The sequence below is a fragment of the Thiorhodococcus drewsii AZ1 genome, from assembly GCF_000224065.1.
Taxonomy (GTDB): domain Bacteria; phylum Pseudomonadota; class Gammaproteobacteria; order Chromatiales; family Chromatiaceae; genus Imhoffiella; species Imhoffiella drewsii.
Genome location: NZ_AFWT01000005.1, coordinates 83,073 through 105,596 on the forward strand (window position 1 = coordinate 83,073; position 22,524 = coordinate 105,596).

General features: G+C 61.5%; 17 protein-coding genes and 2 pseudogenes. 3 read left to right on the plus strand and 16 right to left on the minus strand.

Features of this window, described 5'->3' with window-relative positions:
• Positions 1-15: 15 nt before the first annotated feature.
• From THIDRDRAFT_RS04665 to THIDRDRAFT_RS04675, 3 genes are all read right to left on the minus strand, one after another.
• Positions 16-606, minus strand: a complete 591-nt coding sequence (locus THIDRDRAFT_RS04665) for a molybdopterin-dependent oxidoreductase (RefSeq protein ID WP_007039655.1) — start codon at positions 604-606, stop codon at positions 16-18.
• Entirely contained in the window at positions 606-2,588 is a 1,983-nt protein-coding gene (locus THIDRDRAFT_RS04670) for a TonB-dependent receptor plug domain-containing protein (protein ID WP_007039656.1), read from the minus strand. The genes THIDRDRAFT_RS04665 and THIDRDRAFT_RS04670 overlap by 1 nt, the downstream gene beginning before the upstream one ends.
• 512 nt (positions 2,589-3,100) lie before the next feature.
• Positions 3,101-3,895 (minus strand): TOBE domain-containing protein, encoded by a 795-nt coding sequence (locus THIDRDRAFT_RS04675; protein WP_216725615.1) that lies wholly within the window; start codon positions 3,893-3,895, stop codon positions 3,101-3,103.
• 237 nt (positions 3,896-4,132) lie between these two features.
• Between THIDRDRAFT_RS04675 and THIDRDRAFT_RS04680 the strand changes: the two genes are divergently transcribed.
• Positions 4,133-4,561 carry a TOBE domain-containing protein gene (locus tag THIDRDRAFT_RS04680; protein ID WP_007039658.1) on the plus strand — a complete coding sequence of 143 codons (429 nt, stop codon included), beginning with the start codon at positions 4,133-4,135 and terminating at the stop codon, positions 4,559-4,561.
• Between the two features lie 187 nt (positions 4,562-4,748).
• Here THIDRDRAFT_RS04680 and THIDRDRAFT_RS04685 read toward each other — a convergent pair whose 3' ends face one another.
• The 3 genes from THIDRDRAFT_RS04685 to THIDRDRAFT_RS27210 all read right to left on the minus strand — a co-directional run bounded on the left by THIDRDRAFT_RS04685 (position 4,749) and on the right by THIDRDRAFT_RS27210 (position 6,130).
• Entirely contained in the window at positions 4,749-5,018 is a 270-nt protein-coding gene (locus tag THIDRDRAFT_RS04685) for a hypothetical protein (protein ID WP_007039659.1), read from the minus strand.
• A 456-nt stretch (positions 5,019-5,474) separates the two neighbouring features.
• Positions 5,475-5,663, minus strand: a complete 189-nt coding sequence (locus THIDRDRAFT_RS04690) for a hypothetical protein (RefSeq protein WP_007039660.1) — start codon at positions 5,661-5,663, stop codon at positions 5,475-5,477.
• Between the two features lie 14 nt (positions 5,664-5,677).
• Entirely contained in the window at positions 5,678-6,130 is a 453-nt protein-coding gene (locus THIDRDRAFT_RS27210; RefSeq protein WP_342610808.1) for a bacterioferritin-associated ferredoxin, read from the minus strand.
• On the opposite strand from THIDRDRAFT_RS27210, the gene bfr (THIDRDRAFT_RS04700) reads away from it, so the two are divergent.
• Together bfr (THIDRDRAFT_RS04700) and bfr (THIDRDRAFT_RS04705) are read left to right on the plus strand one after the other, a co-directional pair.
• Entirely contained in the window at positions 6,047-6,511 is a 465-nt protein-coding gene (bfr, locus tag THIDRDRAFT_RS04700; protein WP_007039662.1) for a bacterioferritin, read from the plus strand. The genes THIDRDRAFT_RS27210 and bfr (THIDRDRAFT_RS04700) overlap by 84 nt on opposite strands.
• Positions 6,512-6,536: 25 nt before the next feature.
• Entirely contained in the window at positions 6,537-7,013 is a 477-nt protein-coding gene (bfr, locus tag THIDRDRAFT_RS04705; protein WP_007039663.1) for a bacterioferritin, read from the plus strand.
• 64 nt (positions 7,014-7,077) lie between these two features.
• On the opposite strand, the gene THIDRDRAFT_RS23575 is transcribed toward bfr (THIDRDRAFT_RS04705), so the two are convergent.
• The 10 genes and pseudogenes from THIDRDRAFT_RS23575 to THIDRDRAFT_RS04750 all read right to left on the minus strand — a co-directional run bounded on the left by THIDRDRAFT_RS23575 (position 7,078) and on the right by THIDRDRAFT_RS04750 (position 22,521).
• The gene (locus THIDRDRAFT_RS23575; RefSeq protein WP_245535780.1) at positions 7,078-9,294 is read right to left on the minus strand and encodes a putative bifunctional diguanylate cyclase/phosphodiesterase; all 2,217 of its coding nucleotides are present in this window, start codon (positions 9,292-9,294) and stop codon (positions 7,078-7,080) included.
• Positions 9,295-9,362: 68 nt separating this feature from the next.
• A complete protein-coding gene (locus THIDRDRAFT_RS04715) occupies positions 9,363-10,442 on the minus strand; it encodes a protein-glutamate methylesterase/protein-glutamine glutaminase (RefSeq protein WP_007039665.1) in 1,080 nt (359 codons plus the stop codon).
• A complete protein-coding gene (locus tag THIDRDRAFT_RS04720) occupies positions 10,439-10,957 on the minus strand; it encodes a chemotaxis protein CheD (protein WP_007039666.1) in 519 nt (172 codons plus the stop codon). The genes THIDRDRAFT_RS04715 and THIDRDRAFT_RS04720 overlap by 4 nt, the downstream gene beginning before the upstream one ends.
• A 14-nt stretch (positions 10,958-10,971) precedes the next feature.
• The gene (locus THIDRDRAFT_RS04725; RefSeq protein WP_007039667.1) at positions 10,972-11,778 is read right to left on the minus strand and encodes a CheR family methyltransferase; all 807 of its coding nucleotides are present in this window, start codon (positions 11,776-11,778) and stop codon (positions 10,972-10,974) included.
• A 122-nt stretch (positions 11,779-11,900) separates the two neighbouring features.
• A pseudogene (locus tag THIDRDRAFT_RS27275) lies at positions 11,901-13,142 on the minus strand (methyl-accepting chemotaxis protein); the annotation flags it as partial.
• Between the two features lie 162 nt (positions 13,143-13,304).
• Positions 13,305-14,684: pseudogene (locus tag THIDRDRAFT_RS27280) on the minus strand (MCP four helix bundle domain-containing protein); the annotation flags it as partial.
• Positions 14,685-14,752: 68 nt separating this feature from the next.
• On the minus strand, positions 14,753-15,307 hold the full coding sequence (locus tag THIDRDRAFT_RS04735; protein WP_007039669.1) for a chemotaxis protein CheW: 555 nt from the start codon (positions 15,305-15,307) through the stop codon (positions 14,753-14,755).
• 13 nt (positions 15,308-15,320) lie between these two features.
• Complete coding sequence (locus THIDRDRAFT_RS04740; RefSeq protein WP_007039670.1) at positions 15,321-17,489, minus strand: methyl-accepting chemotaxis protein; 2,169 nt, start codon at positions 17,487-17,489, stop codon at positions 15,321-15,323.
• 151 nt (positions 17,490-17,640) lie between these two features.
• Positions 17,641-20,199, minus strand: a complete 2,559-nt coding sequence (locus THIDRDRAFT_RS04745; protein ID WP_245535781.1) for a cache domain-containing protein — start codon at positions 20,197-20,199, stop codon at positions 17,641-17,643.
• A gap of 93 nt (positions 20,200-20,292) precedes the next feature.
• Entirely contained in the window at positions 20,293-22,521 is a 2,229-nt protein-coding gene (locus THIDRDRAFT_RS04750) for a chemotaxis protein CheA (protein WP_007039672.1), read from the minus strand.
• Between the last annotated feature and the right edge of the window lie 3 nt (positions 22,522-22,524).

Here is a 22,524-nt window from a genome sequence, read left to right on the forward strand (position 1 = left end):
GCACGGGGCTGCGGCTCATTTGACGAGCTGCCGGACCTCGATCGCGTTCAGCCAGCGCACATGACGCGGGCCGGTGCGCTTGTCCGTCGTCGAGATGAGCGCGATTTGCCCCTCTTCGACGCCAAGCGGCGCGCCATCCTTGCGGAAGTAGACGATAACGTGGTCGCCGACCTCGGAATCGAAGATCTCACCCCAGGAGAAGACCGCGACATAGCCGTCCGTAGCCTTGGCGATCACCGCCATCTTGCGGAAATCGCGCGGCGTGAGGGCCTTGAGCTTGGCCTGTTCGAGGATGTCGCGCAGCAGGACGCCCCGCAGGTTCTCCTTCTTGCCGATGTTGACGCCTGTGTCGCAGATCATCTCAACCTCGCCGATCTGCTGCGGCGGGAACCGCTCCAGATCGGTCACCGACAGGGTCAGTGGATTCTCGACCGCTCCCGTGACGGCAACCGAATCCGAGATATAGGACATCTGCGGATCCATGGCTGGAGAGGCGACCGCCAGACTTGCCGCCAGCAGCCCAAGGATCAGAAAGGAGAGACCGGCCCGCGCTCTTGCGAACCGATTGGATGCGTGAAGACAGGTCGTTGGCATGGAAATAGACATCAGAATTCGTACCTTGCGTTGATGAACCACATACGTCCGGGATTCGGGTAACCGTCGGCCAGCTCGTAATCGGCATCGGCCAGATTGTTCAGACGAGCCTCTAGGATCAGGTCCTCGACCGGACGGTAGGAAAGCTTGAAGTTGGCGGTGGTGTAGGCGTCCAATTCGACGGTGTCGGACTCCCAGCGTGGTCCTTCGTGCTCGACGAACAGCAGCGCCTCCCAGCGGTCCGCCGGACGGAAGGCGACGTGCGCGGTGACCTTTCGGTCCGGAACGCCGGTGAGCTTGGTGTCGGGATCGCTACGGTTCTCACGATCGAGCAGGGTCAGAGTCCCCCCAACCTCCCAACGGGTGCCGATCGGCGCCGACGCACTCAGCTCCCAGCCGGTGACGCGTACCTCGCCGACGTTCTGCATCTGGTATTTGTCGTCCTCGACGTTGTCGACCGTTTGGATGAGATCGGTGATGTCGCTCAGAAACAGGGCCGTTTCGAGGTGCAGTTGTCCCCAGGGCGTGCCCTGGTAGCCGACCTCATAGTTGATCGACTGTTCGGCCTCTAGGTCCGGATTGGGAACGGCCCTGCCAAGACGCAACGAATAGCGGTCCTTCAGGGTCGGGAAACGGGTCTTTCCAGCAATCGTGGTATAGAGACGCCCGACCCCATCGAGATCCCAGAACAGCCCAACCTGACCATTGGTGGCCGATTGATCGTCAGGGTCAGGTACCGGATCGCTCGATTTGTAGACGGTGTCGGCCCGCAGCTCGCTCCAGGCGACGCCGAGCGAGAGGGTCAGATCCTTGGCCAGGCTGATGTTGTCCTCGAGCCCGACGGTGGTGAGGGTGTCCTCGAAGTGCTCGGTGCGCTTCAGGGTATCGTCGGCCTTGTGCTCGTCCTTCTTGAGCTGGAGGCTCAGACGCAGATCCTGACGGTTGAAGCGGGTCGAGCGCAGCTCGATCGAGCCGCCATTGGTGCGATCGTTGTAGACGCTCTTGCCGGCCGATCCAACGCTGCCCTTACCCGAGGTCTTGAGCCTGGTGTAGGTGTCGTCGGTATAGGACTCGACGGCATTGTCGTACGCGTCGTGATAGAGCCTCAGCTTCACCGATTCGGTGTCGCCAAGCGCCGTGTTCGAGATGAAGTAGAGACTCTCCTTGTCCCAATAGGGCCACTGCCAGTAGCGAGCATAGCTCGGATCGGTCGAGGGCGGCTGTCCCTTATCGCCGCTCTGACGGTAGTAGCTCAGGGCGTACTCGTCGGTGTCGTTCGGAGTCAGACCGATCTTGAGGGACAGCTTGTCGTCACGCCGGTAGGAATTCTCGCGCGCGCCGCCGTTCTCGGTCGCCGTCGGCTTGAAGTCGGAAGACAGCCGAAAGTCGTCGCTCTCGATCCAGGACGCGCCGGCCTGGACATACCAAAGCCCCTGATTGCTGCCGATGTTGGCGGAGGCAGTACGCGCGTTCCCCTCACCGAATCCAACGCTCGCATCGCCCTCGATCTCTCGGGTCGGCTTGCGCGAGATGAGGTTGATCGCCCCTCCCAGCGTATTGGGACCATAGGTGACGGAGCTGAAGCCCTTGGCGACCTGAATCGCAGAGAGGTCTGCCGTCGTGAAGCGGTTGAAATCCACGTAACCGTCATAGGGGACATAGACCGGGATGCCGTCGATGAAGAGCGGCACCTGGCGCGAATCGAAGCCTCGGACATAGACCGTCTTCTCGTTGCGCGAGTTGGTCGAAACGGTCACGCCCGGCAGCAGATCGAGCGCATCGCCCACGTTGTCGCGGTTGAACTCTCGCATCTCGTCGAGCGTAATCAGAGAGGACGCCTGATCCCCTCCCACCTCGCCGAGCTGCGATGGAGTCGCCGTCACCTGGACCGTTCCCAGATCGTACAAGGGCAAGGCGCTCTCGGCCTGGGTGCCGATAGCGACGCCCAGTAGCGACAGCCCGATGGTCGAATCGATACCTATGTTTCGTTTCAAGTTCTGCTCTCACTGTCGAATCAATTGATGAAGGGCACGTCGAATCGCTCGGCCCAAGCCAATCGAAGACATCCGCCGTTTCGGGTCGCCACGCGCCTTCCAACCAAGCCGAAGACGTCTGTAAAGCGACCGCTATATCCAAAAAAATACAACGATAAACACAGCGAAAAAATGGGAATTCCACTGCCGCGAAAATCTTTAAGCAGAATCAATGCCAATTTCAAAAAAGCACCAACCCAATATCGTAAGTTATTGTTAATAAATAACGTAAATCGAAAAACCGAATCGTATCGAGTCAGGCGCGGGTAAAAATGAGGCAAAACGTACGATTCGTTATGTAGTTTTATATACAACGACACAAGACCCACATCGCTGGGGCCAGACAGCGCCTGCGGGATGTCGGACGGTCTTAGCTCAGATCTCGGGGGCAGGCACACCGATACGCCTCACCATGGAGAGGAGACGCACAAGACGAGCTGCGAGAATTCGGTACTCCGGGGTGACGACACGCCTTAATGCAGGGTGACGAGAATGATGCTGGTCGCCTTGAACACGGCGCAGACTGGACTCCCGACCACGAGGCCGAGATGTTCGGCGCTATCCCTGGTGACGACAGCGGTGACGGTGCGTCCACCCGCGATCACCAGGGTGACCTCGACGTTGACAGGGCCTTCATAGATACGCTTAACATGACCCCATAGATGATTGCGTGCAGAGGTACGTAGATCCGGATCGACGGAAAGGATGACGGAAGACGCCTTGATGAACGCCTGCACCTCCATGCCGATCTCAAGCTGGAGGTGACGCACGCTCTCGCGGGTGATGAGCGCGGTCAATTGCAGCCCCTCGTCCACGCAAAGCCGCACCTGGGCGCTAACCTCGCTGAAATTGAGGCCGCAAACCCGAGCGGCGAACTGGTTGCGCGCGCTGGTCTTCATGCCCATCCGTCGCAACAGCCGACGGCACTCTTGCAGGTCCGCCTCCTCCGAATCGCCCATCTCGCGCGAGAGACGCTCAAGGGCCCCTTGATATTCCTGCTCGACCGCCCGGAACATGGCGATGAGTCTGGCGCCATAGGGTGTCAGATGGGTGCCGCCGCCGTGACGCCCACCCACCGAACTCTCGACCAATGGGGACTCGGCCAGGTTGTTCATGGCATCGATGGCATCCCAGGCCGACTTGTATGACATGGGCACGGCCTTGGCTGCGCGGGAGATGGAACCGTGGCGACCGATGGCCTCCAACAGACGAATGCGCGTATCGCCCAGAAAATTGCCAAGCTGCGTCTCGACGGACAGCTTGCTCATCAGACGAACCGATTCTGCGCCGTGTGGGAACATATAATCCGTTATACTGTGATAGATATAACGATGAGTATACAACCTCAAACAAGACGACAAAAGCAGGCCGCAAACCAAAGGGGACTCGTCGTCACCGCTATGGTTGTAAGTACAAACCGCAACGCCCTAAATTAGGATTCGCCAGTTGCCAGACAGGGCCTGGCGCGCGAGAAGCAATTTCTACCAGCAAGGTAAGGTATCAAGATGAAAATTAGTGCACGCAACATCCTTCGCGGAACAGTCGAAGCGGTCAAGAGCGGTGCGGTCAACAGCGAAGTGGACCTCACCTTGCCTGGCGGTGAGAAGCTGGTGGCCATGGTCACCAACGAAAGCGCTCAATCGCTGGGGCTGGCTGGGGGAAAAGAGGTCGTTGCGCTCGTCAAGGCATCCTCCGTCCTCGTCATGACCGACGATTCCGGCATCCGCCTGAGCGCCCGTAACTGCCTGGCGGGCACGGTCAAGAATGTAACCGCCGGCCCGGTGAGCGCCGAAATCACGATCGCGCTGGCCGGCGGCGACGAGGTCCACGCGTCCATCACCCACAATGCGGAAACAGAACTGGGTCTCAAGGAAGGCACTGCCGCCATGGCTGTCTTCAAGGCATCCGCCGTCATTCTCGGCGTCCCTGCCTAAGTTTTTTCACGGGCGCCAGACGGCGCCCGCCGCTCGATCATATCGCCCCATCGATCGCGGGGCGGTATCCGTCTCGACATCCCCTGCCCCACAACCGAGAAGCAGGCCCTTCCCTCCCCGCTGATTGGCCTTCCGAGCACGCCGAATTCGGTCCGAACAACACACGGACATAAATGCTCGCACACACTCAGGTCAGCGCAAGCGATCCTGTCCGATGACGCCCCGCGATACAGCGCCAGTGCCGTGCGAATCGCCGGTAGGCGCATTGCTCCTCGGGATCTCGACAGACATCCGGATGCAGATAGAGCGCGTCAATGTGACGCACGACGGACTCGGCCTGTTCGGCCGATGCCTCGCGCACGTAACGTCGGATGAGATCACCGAGCCGTGATTCCAGGACTGGCCGGTCGAGGCGAACGAGATCGTCGGTTGCAAGCAGGGCAATCAGGGGTTGCATTCGGGGTCTCCGTATCGGCATGGACTCGCGGTTACCTTGTGGGCCGCGCCGAGTAGCTTCCGGGCACGGCTGGCGTTGGTCACACCGCTCGACTGAAGCTGATCCAGCGTTCGCGAGCTGGTGACAGAATAAAATGATAACAAGAACGGTTCTCATTAAATATAGAAGGGAAATGGCGGACAGGTCAAGGCTGAATGCCGCCAAACGCGCCAACGCACGCACGCGACGCCCGAGCGGGGCCGCGATCAGCGATTCAACGGTGAACGAAGGTGGAATGGGCTTGGAAATCGCCCTGCATCAAGCGATGCGAAGGGACACAAGAGCGCTGGAGCCTCCGACGAAGCGGAGGCTAGAAAGCGAGCGATGGGGCAGGCAGGTGCAAGTCGAAAAAGATGTTGGAGCCAGGCAGTCCGGCCGACCGGACGTCACATGCCCAACCTGAACGATAGGGTAGCGTTAATTTTTGCGGCTACGCTCGCGACCCATTTCCTCGGCGTAGCGGTGCAACAGATTCCAGCGTTCGCGTCGCCGGCTCATCGGCATGCCGCCGAGGACAGCCCGCAACCAATAAATTAGACGCAAACGCAGCCGCAATCGGAGATTCGGGCCGATCGGGCGATCGAGCCTTGAGGACAACTGTGCCATGGAATCTCTCTCCGTCACGCGGCCGCCGACAGGACGAGGTTGAAGCAATCGGGCTCGGCTACAACCTCATTCAGCAGATTCCTTGCGCACTCCTTGCATTTGCCACAGCACGTTGAGACCCCAAGCTCGGAACGCAACTTACCAAGGGTGTCATGTCCCTTTTCGACCGCCTCGCGAATCTGGCGGTCCGTGACTGAGTTGCAGATGCAGACGTACATGTTAAGCGCCACCTGGAATGTTAAGAGCAGGTTGAACAAGAAAATACGAACGATTCGCATTGAAGTCAAGGGCCGTGATGCGATTCCGATCACAGGATTCAAGTTTCCCCAAATCGCCCGCCTCGCCCTTGTCATCCATTGGCCTCGACCGGGAGCACAACACCAGTGAAACTCGACCCCACCATCAATCAACAGCTCAACGCGGTGCTCAAGGAGAGCCTGACTCAAATCAACCAGCTGTTCCTGCATGCGCGGATGCTCGGCAACTGGGGCTTCCACCAGCTGGAGGAACGGGAATACAAAGCATCCATCCGTGCCATGAAGCACGCCGACGCGCTCATCGCCCGCATCCTCTTCCTGGAGGGTCTGCCCAATCTTCAGGATCTGGGGAAGCTGATGATCGGCGAACAGGCTCCCGAAATCCTGGAGCACGACCTCACCATGGAGCGTCGCTACCGCGACGCACTGGTCACGGCGATCACCCATTGCGAACAGCAACGCGACTTCGTCACCCGGCATCACCTGGAAGAGCTGCAAGAAGACTCGGAGGAGCGCATCGACTGGCTGGAAACTCAGAGTTCACTTATCGCAGCGCTGGGAATCGAGAACTACCTGCAATCGGCCGTTTGAGCCGGAGGACCGGAGGAGAAGAGAGATGAAAGGCAAACCGACCGTCATCGCACAACTTCAGAAGCTGCTGGCTGGCGAACTGGCCGCCATCGACCAGTATTTCATTCATTCGCGCATGTACGAGGACTGGGGCTTTCACGCGCTGTTCGAGCGCATCGACCACGAAACCCAGGAGGAACGCGAGCATGCCGACAAGATCATCAAGCGCATGCTCTTCTTGGAGGCGACGCCGGACCTTTCGCAGCGCGACGCACTACGGGTCGGAACCGACGTCACCAGCATGCTCAAGAACGACCTGCAACTGGAATACGAGGTCGTCGATGCGCTTAAGGAGGCCATCGCGATCTGCGAAAAGGAGCAGGATTATCAGACGCGCGAGATGCTTGAGGTACTGCTGCAAGACACAGAAGAGGACCATGCCTATTGGCTGGAGCGCCAACTCGGTCTCATCGACCACCTGGGCATGAGCAACTACCTTCAGTCTCAGTTGGGCGCGCCCTGAATCTAGCGGACGATTCAAGACCATTGCGCCGCATTCGGAGGACGCGATAGCGCGCAACAGCGCCTCAGATCCCGGCGATCCCTCGGACACCGAGCGGTCGATCATCCCTCAGGATCCGCTCGCATTCCGCCACTGGAAGCGGGCGACTGAAGAGAAAGCCCTGGACCTCCTCGCAATCGTTGAGAACCAGATAGCGCAGTTGCAACTCCGTCTCCACGCCCTCGGCAACCACAGTCAAACCAAGGGAGTGCGCCAGAACGATGATGGCCTGCGCAATCGCCTCGTGATGCCGGTCGCTACCAAGCTGGGTCACGAACGTTCGGTCGATCTTGAGCCGGTCGAGCGGAAAACTCCGCAGATAACCCAGCGAGGAATAGCCGGTCCCGAAGTCGTCGACCGACAAGCTGACACCCATGCCACTGAGTTCGTTCAGTACCCGTGTCGCGACCGGAACGTCCTCCATCAGAGCCGTCTCCGTAATCTCCAGTTCGAGCTGATCGGCGGCGACACCGTAGCGCTCCATCAGCGCCGCGATACGTCTGGCAAAATCGGGCCGACGCAGCTGGCGGGGAGAGACATTCACCGCCATCGTTCCCGGGTTCAGCCCCATGCCGATCCAGCGGGCATACTGCGACATGGCCTCCTGCAGAACCCAATCGCCAATCTCCAGGATCAGCCCGCATTTTTCGGCCACCGGAATGAATTCACCTGGGCTGACGGCCCCCTCTTGGGGACTATCCCAGCGCAACAGCGCCTCCCAGCCGCTGATGCGCCGGGTCAGCAGATCGACACGGGGTTGATAGTGCAGATGCAATTCCCGCTCGGCGAGCGCCTGTCGCAACAGATTCTGCAACCGATGCCGCCGCTGGGCCCGCTCCGCGACGGGACCATCGTAGAAGGCGTATGCATTGCCGCCCGAGGACTTGGCCCACCCGAGCGCCAGATCGGCCTTACGCACCAACTGGCTCACATCCTGACCATCGGAGGGAATGAGCGCGATCCCCAGACTCAGACTCTGTGAATGCTCCCATTCGTTGATGAGAATGGGCTCGGCGAATGCCCGCAGAATTCGGTCCGCAGACGCGACCACGGCCCCTCGATCGGCACCGAGCAGGACCGCAACCAAAACATCGCCGCTGAAACGCACCAGCGGGGTATCGGCCGGCAGAATCTCGATCAGACGCGCACAGACGGTCACCAACAGCAGATCGCCAAACTCGTGCCCGAGCGTCTCGTTGACCTGGCGAAAACGATCGAGATCGATCAGGACCAAAGCACCCGGCACGCCCCGGGCCACACCGGATGAGGGATCGTCCAGAATCAAGGACAGTTGCATGCGATTCGGAAGACCCGTCAGATCGTCCGTGGTCGCCATCATGTGCAGCAGATAATCCTGCTGGCTAAGTTCCAATGTGTCCCGAACGATCGCGATAACCGCTGCCCGATCGCCCACCCTGGCGCAACCGAAGGCTATCTCGGCGGTCACATCGACGCCATCGAGCCTGCGCAGCGAGATCGCCGTCGTGCCCGTGGATTCGAGGTCGACAGACTCCGTCAGGTTGGCGAGCACGTTCAGCAGCACCTCCCGAGAGACCACATCCGGAGCCAGATCCGACAAGCGTTCGACAGCCTCAAGCCTATCCGTCGATCCCATCATGGATGCAAACTGACGGTTGGTATAACGAATCCTGGAATCCGTCTCCATGACGACGACCCCGACCGGAACAACATCAATCAAGTGTTTGAGACCTTCGACCTTGGATACGAAGGAAGAGCCTGTCGCGGCATCTTCTCGACCAAGCAGCCGCAACAGAAAAAGGAGTCCGGCCAATGCCAGGCTGTCGCCGCCCAACTGAAGATAGGGATCGGCAACACGCTCGGCGACGACGAAGAACAGACCGCAGGCGATCAACAGGACCAACCCGAACAGCACCAGATCCCGCTCGGTGCGCCGCCCACGCGTGAGGTAGAAGAACGCGAAGACCGCAGCCGCCATGGCCAACAGCAACCAACCGGAGAGATCGGCGGCCGCGCTTAGGGCCAAGATCGAGGCAAAGAGGATACCAAGCACCATCTGGCGCCGTTGCGGATGTCTGCAGCGCCGAAACCAGAGACAAGGAGCCACCACGACCCGCATCGTGGCGACGGCGGCAACCGAGACCATCAGCGCCTGAAGGGCACCGTAGAGCGTCACGCCCAACTCGATGCTCGGATCGGTGAGCCCAGTGATGGCCAACCAGGTCAAGGCCGGCCAGGCGAGCAGAATTGAGGACACCATCATGGAAATCTGCGGGCTCGCGCCCTGGCTTCGTCCAGCAAACATCCCTCTGTCCCCCTTCTATCCTTCTACTATCGGCGCCCGCTGGCAAAGGCCATGATGGCCCCGGAGAGTTCTTCGAGCGGCAGGCTTCGATCGACCGCCCCCAACTTGACCGCCTCCTTGGGCATCCCGTAAACGACGCAGCTCGCCTCATCTTGCGCCACCGACATGGCGCCGGCATCGTGCATCTCCTTGAGACCGCGCGCACCGTCATCGCCCATCCCGGTCATGATGACTCCGAGCGCATTGCGTCCCGCGCTACGCGCGGCAGACCGGAACAGCACATCGACAGACGGCTTATGCCGGCTCACCGGCGGACCGTCCATGACGTTGACCTGATACTGGGCCCCGTTACGCTTGAGTACCATGTGGCGTCCGCCGGGAGCGATCAGGACGCGCCCCTGTATGACCCGATCGCCGTTCTGCGCCTCCCGCACCTCCATCTGGCAGAGCCCGTCGAGCCGCTGAGCGAAGGCCGTGGTGAAGCGCTCCGGCATATGTTGAACGATGACCAGACCGGGCGTCGTGCGGGGCAGCGTCGTCAACAGGATCTCCAGCGCCTGGGTGCCTCCGGTCGAGGTGCCGATTGCCACGATCTTCTCGGTCGTCTGATGCATCGCCTGATCGGGGGCCGGAAGCACGACATCCGCCGAATACTTGGGGGCCACCGCCGCTGGCGATGGCGATGGCGCGACGCGCCGCATGTTGGCCTTCGCCGCCGCACGCACGGCATTGGCGACGTCCTTGGCTGCGCTGGAGAGGAAATCCTTCAGCCCCATCTGAGGCTTGGTGATGACATCCATGGCGCCCGCCGCCAACGCCTGAACGGTCGTCTGGGCGCCCTTCTCGGTCAGCGAGGAACAGATGACGACGGGTGTCGGATGCTCCGCCATCAGCTTCTTCATAAAGGTGATGCCGTCCATGCGGGGCATCTCCACGTCCAGAACGATGACGTCCGGCCAATCGCGCTTCATCTTCTCCAGCGCGAACAGCGGATCCGAGGCGGTCGCGATCACCGTGAGATCGGGCTCGGCATTGAGCAGTCCAGACAACACCTGGCGCACAGTGGCCGAGTCGTCGACGATCATGACCTTGACGGATGGGCTCATTCCATTTGCTCCTTTTTACAACGACGACACCCCTCATCGCAGACGACGGGCGAATGTTTGAGCCAGGCAAGACCGGTGGAGACATCGAAAACCAGCTGACGGTGACCGTGGCCGCCCAAATGCTCCGCGACCACCGGATGACCGAAGAGCTTGGCCAGTTCACGGCCGGCCGCGATATTGCGCTCCTGGACCTGATAGGGCTGAAGTTCGAGCGTTGCATCTCGGCACGTCGACATGATTCCACCGCCGAAGAGCTTGGCCTCGAACTCGCTCGGAGCGCATCCGGTCGCCGCGATCCGACTCTGCAGCATGGCCATCGCCGAATCGGCGTAACAGCCCTCGCGCTCGGGACGCATGGATGCGGGAGCACGCGGAATCATGAAATGACAGAGCCCTCCGATCCGCAGTTTCGGGTGCCAAAGCGTCACGGCGACACAGGAGCCCAAAACGGTTCGCAGGCGCGTTTCTCCGCCACCGAACCAGATTTCGCAGGGATAGACATAGATCTCTTGCATGGACGGAAACCCGCTCAAACCTTTCGATAGACGGCGGGCGCGATGCCTTCCAGATCGCACGCCAATCCGTTAAGACTCTCGGAATGACCGATGACGAACCAGCCGCCCGGGCGCAGCCGTGTCATGAGAGACTGGACCACCTGCCGCTTGGTTTCCGGCTGGAAATAGATCATGACGTTGCGCAGGAAGATAGCGTCGAAGGTCGGAGTCGACGGCAAGGTAGCAGTCAGATTGACCTGTGCGAAACGGGTCCTGGAGCGCAGTTGCGGAGCGACGAGGAAACGCCCCTCCTGGCTTCCGACGCCCTTGAGGCAATAACGTCTGAGCCGATCCGGGGACAACTCAGAGGCCCGATCCATCGAATAGAGCCCTGACGCCGCCTGCTGCAGAACCTTGGTGCTGATGTCGGATCCGAACACCTCCCAAGGCGAGGCCCCCAACGACTCCTCCAGCACCATCGCCAGGGTATAGACCTCCTCGCCGCTGGAACAGGCCGCACTCCAGACACGAAAGGGACGCCCCTGCGGATGCTCGGCTAGAAGCCTGTCGCACAGAAGCTCGAAGTGCCTTGGCTCACGAAAGAAATGGGTCTCGTTGGTGGTCAACAGATCCACTGCGATCTGACGCTCATCGCTTTGGGACGAGATGAGTCGGTAATAGTCCGAAAAGCTCGTCAGACCATGATGTCGCAGCCGCTTGCTCAGACGACCGGCGACCAGGGTCTTCTTCACGGGGGCCAAGCTAATCCCGGCAACTCCGTGAATGAATTGTCGGAACTGGGCGAACTCATGGTCGCTCAATCGTGTCTCTTGCACACTCATCTCGACTCTCGCGCGCCGCGTGCCCAGCCGACCCAACAGGGTCGACGGACAGGCAGCTCTGTGGCTACATCATCAGGGGGTGGCTCGTAACCCGAACCCCCAGTCGACTCCCGGGCAGGAGGCTAAAAGGCGACGAAATCCGAGTCCGAGGATGGCGGAAACGTCATGTCCGCCAAGGGCATCACCTTATCGCCCGCCTTGGACACCAACTTCGGCCGCGCATCGGGGGCATGGATCCTATCCACGTCCGTTGCGGTCTTGAAGAAGTTCATCATCTGCTGGAGCTGCTCGGCCTGACCACTCATCTCCTCGGCCGTCGCCGCCAGCTCCTCGGAGGCCGAGGCATTCTGCTGCGTGGTTTGGTTGAGCTGACCCATTGCCGAGTTGATCTGACCCACACCGCTCGACTGCTCGCTCGACGCCGCCGCGATCTCCTGCACCAGATCCGAGGTCTTGGCGATGGCCGGCACAATCTCGTCGAGCAGACGTCCGGCGCGCTCGGCCAGTTCCACGCTGGAACTGGCCACCTCGCCGATCTCCTGAGCCGCCTCCTGACTGCGTTCGGCCAGCTTGCGCACCTCGGTCGCCACCACTGCGAAGCCCTTGCCGTGTTCCCCGGCGCGTGCCGCCTCGATCGCCGCGTTGAGCGCCAGCAGGTTGGTCTGATAGGCGATGTCGTCGATGATCCCGATCTTCTGGGCGATCTGTTTCATCGCCGCCACCGTCTCCTTCACCGCCGCGCCGCCCTCGGTCGCTTCCTTCGCCGCCTTGGCCGCCATGCCGTCGGTCACGGTGGCATTTTCGGTGTTCTGCGCCACCGAGGCCGACATCTGCTCCATCGAGGCCGAGGTCTCTTCCACACTCGCCGCCTGCTCGGTCGCGCCCTGTGAAAGCGACTGAGCGGTCATGCTCACCTGATCAGACGCGTTCGTCAGCTCATCGGCGCTCACGCGCACCTCAAGAATGGTCTGCGCCAGTTTCTCGACCGTGTTGTTGACCGTCTCACGCAGCTCCTCAAGGCGTCCCTGGTAGCGCGTCTCGATCCGTTTGGAGAGATCGCCCCGTTCCATCAAGGCGAGCACGCGCATCACCTCGTCGACCGGACCGATGACCGCGTCCAGCGTCGCGTTGATCCCCTCGACGATGCGACGGAAATCGCCTCTGTGACGCGCCGCGTCGGCGCGCACATCGAGCCGACCCGCCAGCGCGGCCTCGGCGAGGGTATCGGTATCCTCGATCAGCGCCTTGATATTGCCGCGAACCTGTTCGATGGTGTCGTTGATAAAGCGCTTCTTGCCGGGGAAACGCTCCAGCTCGGCATCCATGTCGCCTTCGCCGAACGACTTCACACAGGCCATCGCCTTCTTCTTGACCGCGATATGGCCGGCGACCATATCGTTGACCCCCTTGGCCATCACCTGGAAATCGCCCTGGAAACGACCCTCGTCCATGCGCACGTCGATATCGCCGAGATCGTGCTCGGACGCCATATGCTTCATCTCGGTGATAAAGCCTTTGATATTGCCCCGCACCTGTTCGATGGTGTCGTTGATGAAGCGCTTCTTGCCCGGGAAGAGTTCCAGCTCGGCATCCATGCCGCCTTCGCCGAACGATTTCACACAGGCCATCGCCTTCTTCTTGACCGCGATATGGCCGCCGACCATGTCGTTGACCCCCTTGGCCATCACCTGGAAATCGCCCTGGAAACGGCCCTCGTCCATGCGCACGTCGATATCGCCGAGATCATGCTCGGACGCCATATGCTTCATCTCGGTGATAAAGCCTTTGATATTGCCCCGCACCTGTTCGATGGTGTCGTTGATGAAGCGCTTCTTGCCCGGGAAGAGTTCCAGCTCGGCATCCATGTCGCCTTCGCCGAACGATTTCACACAGGCCATCGCCTTCTTCTTGACCGCGATATGGCCGGCGACCATGTCGTTGACCCCCTTGGCCATCAAGCGGAAATCGCCCTGGAAACGGCCCTCGTCGATGCGCACGTCGATGTCGCCCTGGTCGTGCTCGGACGCCATGTGATGTATCTCGTCGATAAGTCGCTGGATGGACTCGGACATCGTCTTCATGGCCGCCATCAGACTGGAGTCATCGCCCGAGCGGAGATCGATCCTCGAACTCAAGTCGCCAACCGCGATCCGATTGGCGACCCCGGCAGCGAAATCGGGCTCGCCTCCCAATTGCTTGAGCAAACCACGCGTGATGACGAACCCAAGGAGGGCGACCACAACCAGGGTCAAACCGAAGACCGTCAGCGACAGGGTGAAGGCGCCATCGCGGATCGTCTCGGACAGCGCTGCGGCCTTCTTCGCCAGATCGACGTTGTAGGCAAAATGCTCGTCGAGCAAAGCCTCGAACTGTCTGGCGATCGCGCGACTATCCTGTGCCAGATCTTGGACCACCTCGGTGCCATTGACGCTTGAGCGCATCAGCAGTGCATCGAGTCCGGCGACGTATTGTTCGTACAGCGCGATCTCCTGGTCGAAAAAGCTCTTGTCTGTCTCATCGGAGACAAGCCTCCGGTAAATCTGCGCGGCCTTCTCGACCTCCGCCCGATCCTCATCGATCTCGCGCTTGATCGCCTCCTTTGTGGCCGAATCGACAGAAACGAGATGGCGATAGATACCAATCCGCAGACTGGAGAAATGAGCGCGCAACTCGTCCAGGGCCACCAGGCTGGGAACCGAATTGACGGTGCTGTAATTGGCAGCCTCATAGACTTTGCCCATCTGCTGGTGGTTGAGCAAGGCGAGCAGCCCGATGCCGAGCAGCGCCGTGCACACAAGCAAAGTCATCTTTTTGACGACGGTGAGCTTCATTTGGATAGATCCCCTGTATACCGAAATCATCAACCAGGTAGGCAGTGAAGACTTGCCGCGACCAGCAATCCGCATCAGATGCTCGGAAGGGCCATTGGCACACCTCAATCCCTGACAAACACGGACGCAGACCCGAAAGCCCCTCAGCCCGATGACACCGTCTTGTTGGACGCGGCGGCGACAACCGGCGCCACCAATTCGATGAGACCCTCGGTGCCCAGGACGCGGGAGATATCGAGCAGAATGACGAAGCGTCCGTCCACCTTGCCCATGCCGCGAATGAAATCGCTCTTGATGCCCGCGCCGAAGGCCGGCGGCGGCTCGATCTCATCCGGCGTGATCTCCAGCACGGCCGAGACGCTGTCGACCAGAATGCCGACATCCTGAATGCTGCCCTCCTCGCACATTTCGACGATGACGATGCAGCTGCGTCGCCCGGCCTCGGCCTGGCGGCGGTGGAAACGGGCCGAGAGGTCCACGACCGGCACGACCGCGCCGCGCAGGTTGATCACCCCCCGGATGAAATCCGGCATCATCGGCACGCTGGAGACCGCGCCGTACTGGATGATCTCCTTGATCGCCAGAATGCCGATACCAAACATCTGTTCCGCCACGCTGAAGGTCAGATACTGGTTAGTGCCTTCGTCGTCCGTATCGGCCGACGCGGACTGAAGCTGATGCGAGTCTTTGACTGTCATGATTGCCACACCCTCAAAAACTGACGAATTCGGAGTCCGCCGACGGACCGGCCGGCAGTCGCTTGACGCTGGGCTTGGAGACGCCCTTCAGCTTGGACGTCGCCTCGGCTGAGGGCGTCGCCGACGACTGCGAAGCCGAATCGCCGGTTTTGAAGAAATTCATCATCCGTTGGAGTTGCTCGGCCTGACCGCTCATCTCCTCGGACGTCGCCGCCAGCTCCTCGGAGGCCGAGGCGTTCTGCTGCGTCGCCTGACTGAGTTGCGAGACCGCACCATTGATCTGGCCCACGCCGCTCGACTGCTCGCTCGACGCCGCCGAGATCTCCTGAACCAGATCCGAGGTCTTAGTGATGGCCGGAACGATCTCGTCGAGCAGGCGTCCAGCGCGCTCAGCCAGTTCCACGCTGGAACCGGCCACCTCGCCGATCTCCTGAGCCGCCTCCTGACTGCGTTCGGCCAGCTTACGCACCTCCGCCGCCACCACGGCAAAGCCCTTGCCGTGTTCGCCGGCGCGCGCCGCCTCGATCGCTGCGTTGAGCGCCAATAGATTGGTCTGGTAGGCGATGTCGTCAATGATCCCGATCTTCTGGGCGATCTGTTTCATCGCCGCCACCGTCTCCTTCACTGCCGCGCCGCCCTCGGTCGCTTCCTTCGAGGCCTTGGCCGCCATACCGTCGGTCATGGTGGCGTTCTCGGTGTTCTGCGCCACCGAGGCCGACATCTGCTCCAAGGCGGCCGAGGTCTCCTCGACGCTCGCCGCCTGCTCGGTCGCGCCCTGCGAGAGCGACTGCGCCGTCATGCTCACCTGCTCGGACGCCGAGGCCAGATCGTCGGCGGTGACACGCACGTCGCGCATCGTCTTCGCCAATTTGGCCACCGTGTTGTTCAAGGTCGCGCGCAGCTCTTCCAGGCGGCCCTTGTAGGGCGTCTCGATCGTCTCCGACAGCTGTCCCGCCTCCATCAGTGCGAGGATGCGCATCACCTCGTTCACCGGCCCGATCACCGCATCCAGGGTCGCGTTGATCCCTGCGACGATGCGCCGGAAGTCGCCTCGGTGATGGCTCGCGTCGGCACGGACATCCAAACGCCCTTCCACCGCCGACTCGCTCAATAGGGTGACATCGGCGATGAGCGCCTTGAAGTTCCCGCGCACCTGCTCGATGGTCTCGTTGATGAAGACCCTCTTGCCCGCAAACGGCTCCAGCTCCGCATCCATGTTGCCTTCGCCGAACTCGGTGACACAGGCGATGGCCTTCTTATTCACCGCGATATGGCCGAAAACCATGTCGTTGACGCCTGCTGCCATGGCCTGGAAGTCGCCCTTGAAGAGGGTTTCGTCGATCTTGACGTCGATGTCCCCCTTATCGTGCTCGCCGGACATTCGATTCATCTCGGCGATCAGGGTCTGCAGCGTGGCCTGCATAGCCCCGACCGAGCGCATCAGCTGTCCGACCTCATCGCGCGAACGCGACTGGAGTTCGACCGACAGATCGCCGGCGGCGATCTGATCCACCGTGGTAACTGCCCTGCCGAGCGGACGAACGATGCTGCGCGTGAGCGCCACTCCCACCAGAATCGCAATCAGCAGCATGGCCGACCCGAGCGAAACAGACAGAGTCGTGGCATTTTTGATGATCTGCACAGTGCGACGCCCAGATTCATCCACCTCTCGCCCAGCCAGATCGATCAGGGTATGGACGGCAGCGACATAGGCACGGTGCAGCGGCAACGTCTCCTGAATCATGAGGTTTCGCGCCTCCTCCATCCTCGACTCCAACGCCAGCGCGATCGCATTCTTGCGACTCCCCACATAGGCCTTGCGCGCCTTGAGAATGTCGGCCAGCAACACCTGGCCTTCCGGCGTCGTCAGGCTCTGCTCCAGCTGCCCGTAGAGCCCCGTGAGCGCCTTGGATGTCTCGCTCATCTCCGCAACCGTCTTTTTCATCCGCTGCGTATCGCTCATGAACATCAGGGATAAGGCCGTCTTGGCGTTGTCACTGATGTTAACGATGATCTGGTTGGCTACGTCCGCATTCGGCCATGCCTCGTCGACCACCTCGTGCGAGACGTTCTGGATGCTGCGTAACTGAAAGACGTTCATGGCGAGCGTCCCAAGCATCAGCGCAATGACAAGACCGAAACCCAAGGCCAGACGTGCGCCGATTTTGATGTTCGACAACATGTCGTTCTCCGTTGAAAAAGGTATCACCCTGCGATACCAAAGGAATCGCTGCCGCTGGGGCTCGCTCCCGCTTCCCCCCCAACCGATCCATGCCGATCGATGGGTCACTTCATATCCGGAAATGACCCTCTGCGTGTCAATCGCGCTTGAATCAGAAACTGACGAAATCGGAGTCCAGCACCGGGCTGGCCGACAGCCGCTGGCCCTTGGGGGCGGAAAGGGTCTGAGGCTCGCGCGCGCTCCTTTGAGTCGAGACAGCCGGTCGAGCCGACTCGCCACCGGTCTTGAAGAAACTCATCATCTGTTGCAGCTGCTCGGCCTGACCGCTCATCTCCTCAGCCGTCGCCGCCAGTTCCTCGGAGGCTGAGGCGCTCTGCTGCGTGGTCTGGTTGAGCTGATCCATCGCCGAGTTGATCTGGCCCACGCCGCTCGACTGCTCGCTCGATGCCGCCGAGATCTCCTGCACCAGATCCGAGGTCTTGGCGATGGCCGGCACGATCTCGTCGAGCAAGCGCCCCGCCTTCTCGGCCAGATCCACGCTCGAGCTGGCCACCTCGCCGATCTCCTGCGCCGCCTCCTGACTACGCTCGGCCAGCTTGCGCACCTCCGCCGCCACCACCGCGAAACCCTTGCCATGCTCGCCGGCGCGCGCTGCCTCGATCGCCGCGTTGAGCGCCAGCAGGTTGGTCTGGTAGGCGATGTCGTCGATGATTCCGATCTTCTGCGCGATCTGTTTCATCGCCGCCACCGTCTCGCGCACCGCAATACCGCCCTCGCCCGCATCCTTGGCCGCCTTGGCCGCCATACCGTCGGTGACGGTCGCGTTCTCGGTGTTCTGCGCCACTGAGGCCGACATCTGCTCGATCGAGGCCGAGGTCTGTTCCACGCTCGCCGCCTGCTCGGTCGCGCCCTGCGAGAGCGACTGCGCGGTCATGCTCACCTGCTCGGCGGCCGAGGTCAGGTCGTCGGCGGTGCTGCGCACGTCGCGCATGGTCTGGGCCAGCTTCTCGACCGTGTTGTTGACGGTGCCGCGCAGCTCCTCCAGACGACCCTTGTAGGGAGTCTGGATGGTCTCCGAGAGCTCGCCGTTCTCAATCAGGGCGAGGATGCGCATCACCTCGTTCACCGGACCGATCACCGCGTCCAGGGTCGCGTTGATGCCCTCGACGATACGGCGGAAATCGCCGCGATGGTGCGAGGCATCGGCGCGCTCATCGAGCCGGCCTTCCAGGGCCGCTTCCGAGAGGTTGCGGGTGTCCGCGATCACGGACTTGATCGCCTCGATACTGGTATTGACGGCGCTGGAGATGGCGTCGAAGGTCACCTTGACCTCCTGGGTGTCGGCATCGGCCGCATCGGTCAGGATCTGGAAGTCGACATCGCCCTCGGCAAGCTTCGTCAGCCCCGCGACCAGCTTGTGCGTCTCTGTCTTCTGATAGTCGGAGACCTTTCTCGCCACCCGCTCGTTGTGCTTGATCTGGGTCTGATCGACGATGAACTCGAAGGCACCGACCACGGTGCCTTCACGGTCGACCAAGGGGAAACTGGAATAGGCGATATCCATGTCGCTGCCGCCGGGATGGGCGTCGGTCTCGCTCGATGCGGTCCGTCCGTTACTCATGGCGCAGGCACTGGCGCATTTGGCCGACTGACAGTCACCGGTCTTGAACTGGTCGTAGCATTTGGTGCCCTTCAACTGGGCGGCAGAGGCCTTGCCTCCCATCTTGGCACCAAGCTCGTTGATGTACTGGATGTTGAAATCCGGGTCCAAGATCATGGCCGGTGCCGGCATCAGGTCGAGGAAACCGACCAGACGATCCAAGGTGGTATTGATGCCCTCCACGATCTGGCGGTATTCGCCCGCATGCTGACTGGCATCGGCACGCTCGGACAGACGACCGAGCTCGGTCTCCCTGATCAAACGGCGCGTATCGGCCGACATTGCACGCAGACTGTCCTGAACCTTGCCGACCGCACGCAGAAGCTGTCCGGTTTCGTCACGACTGGTCGACTCGATGTGCATGCTGAGATCGCCTGCGGCGAGCTGGTCGGCGGCCTCGACCGCGCGCCCGATGGGCCGCGCGATGGAGCGTGCGATGACCAGGGCGAAGGCGAGGAGCAGCAGGGTGGCGACGCCCGCGATCGAGCAGAGCACCAATGCCACGTCCCAGAATCTCTCGTTCACATCGTCGATATAGGTACCCGTCCCGACCACCCAGCCCCAAGGGGCATACAGGTGCGCGGTGGACAGCTTGGCGGCGGGTTCGGAATGCCCCGGCTTGGGCCAGAGGTAATCCAGAAACACCCACTCGCCGGATTTGGCGATATCGACCAGCTCTCGCAGAACAGCCACGCCATTGCTGTCCTTCACCTCGGAGACATCGGAGCCCTCCAGCTCCGGCTTGACCGGCTGAACCAGCATCCGATAGTTCGTATCCAGCACGAAAAGATAGTTGTCTCCCTCATAACGCATGGCCGAGAAGGTTTGCTTGGCGGCGGCTCGGGCGGCCTCGGGCGTCAGGCTGCCGTTCTGGACCTGACGCTCGTAATACTCGAGCGAACTGACACCCAGCTCGACCAGATTCTGTAGCTTGTCCTCCTTTTCATGGAGGATGGACGACCGCAGGATGTCCAGAGAGACCCCCGTCAGAACGATGAGCACGACCAAGGCGCTAGCGATCAACAGATAGAGCCGCGTTCCAATGCGCATATCGAAACGCCTTGCCCTGGCATGGAGCTGGGGAGAACTGGAATTGCTGGTCGAACGGTGTTCCATGGTGTCACCTGGCCTTACTGATGGAGATCACACGAGATCGGTCTGATTGCTGGCTGCAGTCTCTGCATGGGCGCCGGCATCACGCTGGACGGCGATGCGGATGAGCTCCTGGACGTCCAGGATCATCGCCACCTCGCCGCCGCCGAGAATGGTGGAGCCGCCGAACAACCCCCGCAGATGGTCGAGCAGCCGCCCCAGGGGCTTGATCACGGTCTGGAACTCGCCCAGCAGATGGTCCACGACCAGCCCCACGCGCTGTCCGGCGTATTGAATGACGACGATGTTCTGACGACGGGGCGGACTGCCCTCGATACCGAAGAGATCGCGCAGACGCAGGAAGGGCAGCACCTGTCCGCGCAGATTGATGTAGTCCTGGCACCGAGTTTCGGCCGGGTCGCATTTCATGCACTCGACCACGCAGTCGAGCGGAATGATGTAGGCCCCCTCGCCCACCCCGACCAGGAAGCCGTCGATGATGGCGAGCGTCAGCGGCAGGCGGATGGTCACGCGCGTGCCCTGCCCGGGATTGCTGTCGAGACTGATGATGCCGCGCAGCGCATCGATGTTGCGCCGAACCACGTCCATGCCGACCCCGCGCCCGGACAGGTTGGTCACCTGCTCGGCGGTGGAAAAGCCGGGCTCGAAGATCAGGTTGTCGATCTCATGGTCGTTGAGCGACTGTCCGGGCTGGACCAGCCCGCGCTCCTGCGCCTTGGCCAGGATGCGGGCGCGATCGAGACCGCCGCCATCGTCGGCGATCTCGATGACGATGCTGCCGGATTCGTGATAGGCGTTGAGCCTCAGAGTCCCCTTGGCCGGCTTGCCCGCCTTGATACGGCGCTCGGTCGATTCGAGCCCATGGTCCATGGCGTTGCGCACCAGATGCATGAGCGGATCGCCGATCTTCTCCACGACGGATTTGTCGAGCTCGGTCTCGGCCCCGGTGATGACCAGGTCGATGTCCTTGCCCAGTTCCTGGGAGACGTCGCGCACCACGCGGCGAAAGCGGTTGAAGGTCTCGCCGATCTCGACCATGCGCAGCCGCAAGGCGCTGTCGCGGATCGACTCGACGAGACCACCGATGGTGGTGTTGGCCTCGACCAGTGTGCGGTTGCGGCTACGCCGCGCCAGGGTCTCAGCCGCCGAGCCGGCAATGACCAGTTCGCCGACCAGATTGATGAGTTCGTCGAGCTTGGCGGCATCGACGCGGATCACCCGCGCCTCGCGGGTCTTGGCATCGCGCGTGCGGCGCTGCTTATCCAGGGCCGCGTCCACCAGTTCCTGCTGGACGACCTCGCGCTCGACCAGGATCTCGCCGAGCGGCTGAATCGGCTGGTCATCGGACATCTCCTCGGACGCCCCCGCGCCGCCGGCCTGGATACGCAACCCCTCTTCGAGTTCGCGCTCGGTGAGGGTCCCGCAGGCAACCAGGATCTCGCCCAGACGCACCGTGTCCTCTGGAAGGTCCTGGATCAGATCGAGATAGGCGCCGAGCTGGCTATTGGGGGGCAGAATTCTCAGGGTGCAGTCGGACTGGACGAACTCGAATGCGTCCTCAATGTCCCCTTTCGTCAGATCGCCGGCGAGACGCATCTCGAAGCCCAGATAGCAGGCCTCGGCATCCATCTCTTCGCCCGAGGGCATCGCGTCGGCGATCACCTCGACATGGACCAGATCGCCGAGCGTGCCCAGATAGCGCACGAAGGAGAGCGGGTCGAAACCGTTGCGCAGCAGCTCTTGATCGAAGCGCACCGAGACGTGCCAGGTGACGTTTTCAACCCCGGTGGCATCGGTCGTCGGTGCGGGCGTATGGGATCCGGATGGAGCAGAGGGCGACTCGGTGGCGTCACCGTCCTCGGACGGATGGCCCAGATAGACTTCAAGACTGGCGACCAGCCCCATGCCCGTCGTCAGCATGTCCTCGCTCGTCGATTCCTCGCCCGCATCCACGGCGTCCATCATGCTGGAGATATGGTCCCGGCAGCCGAGCAAGAGCGCGATCAGCGTGTCGTCCACCGCGATCTCGCCGTCCCGGACCCGGTCCATCAGGCTCTCGGCGACATGGGTGAAACCGACGATGTGGTCGAGCCCGAAGAGACCCGCCGCACCCTTGATGGTATGCATGGCGCGAAACACGGCGTTGATGGCGTCCGCGTCGCTGGGGGTCGTCTCCAGGGTCAGGAGCGCATCTTCCATCGCCGCCAGCAGTTCCCGACTCTCTTCGATGAAGGTTTGCTGGGCGTTGTCCAGGTTCATGTC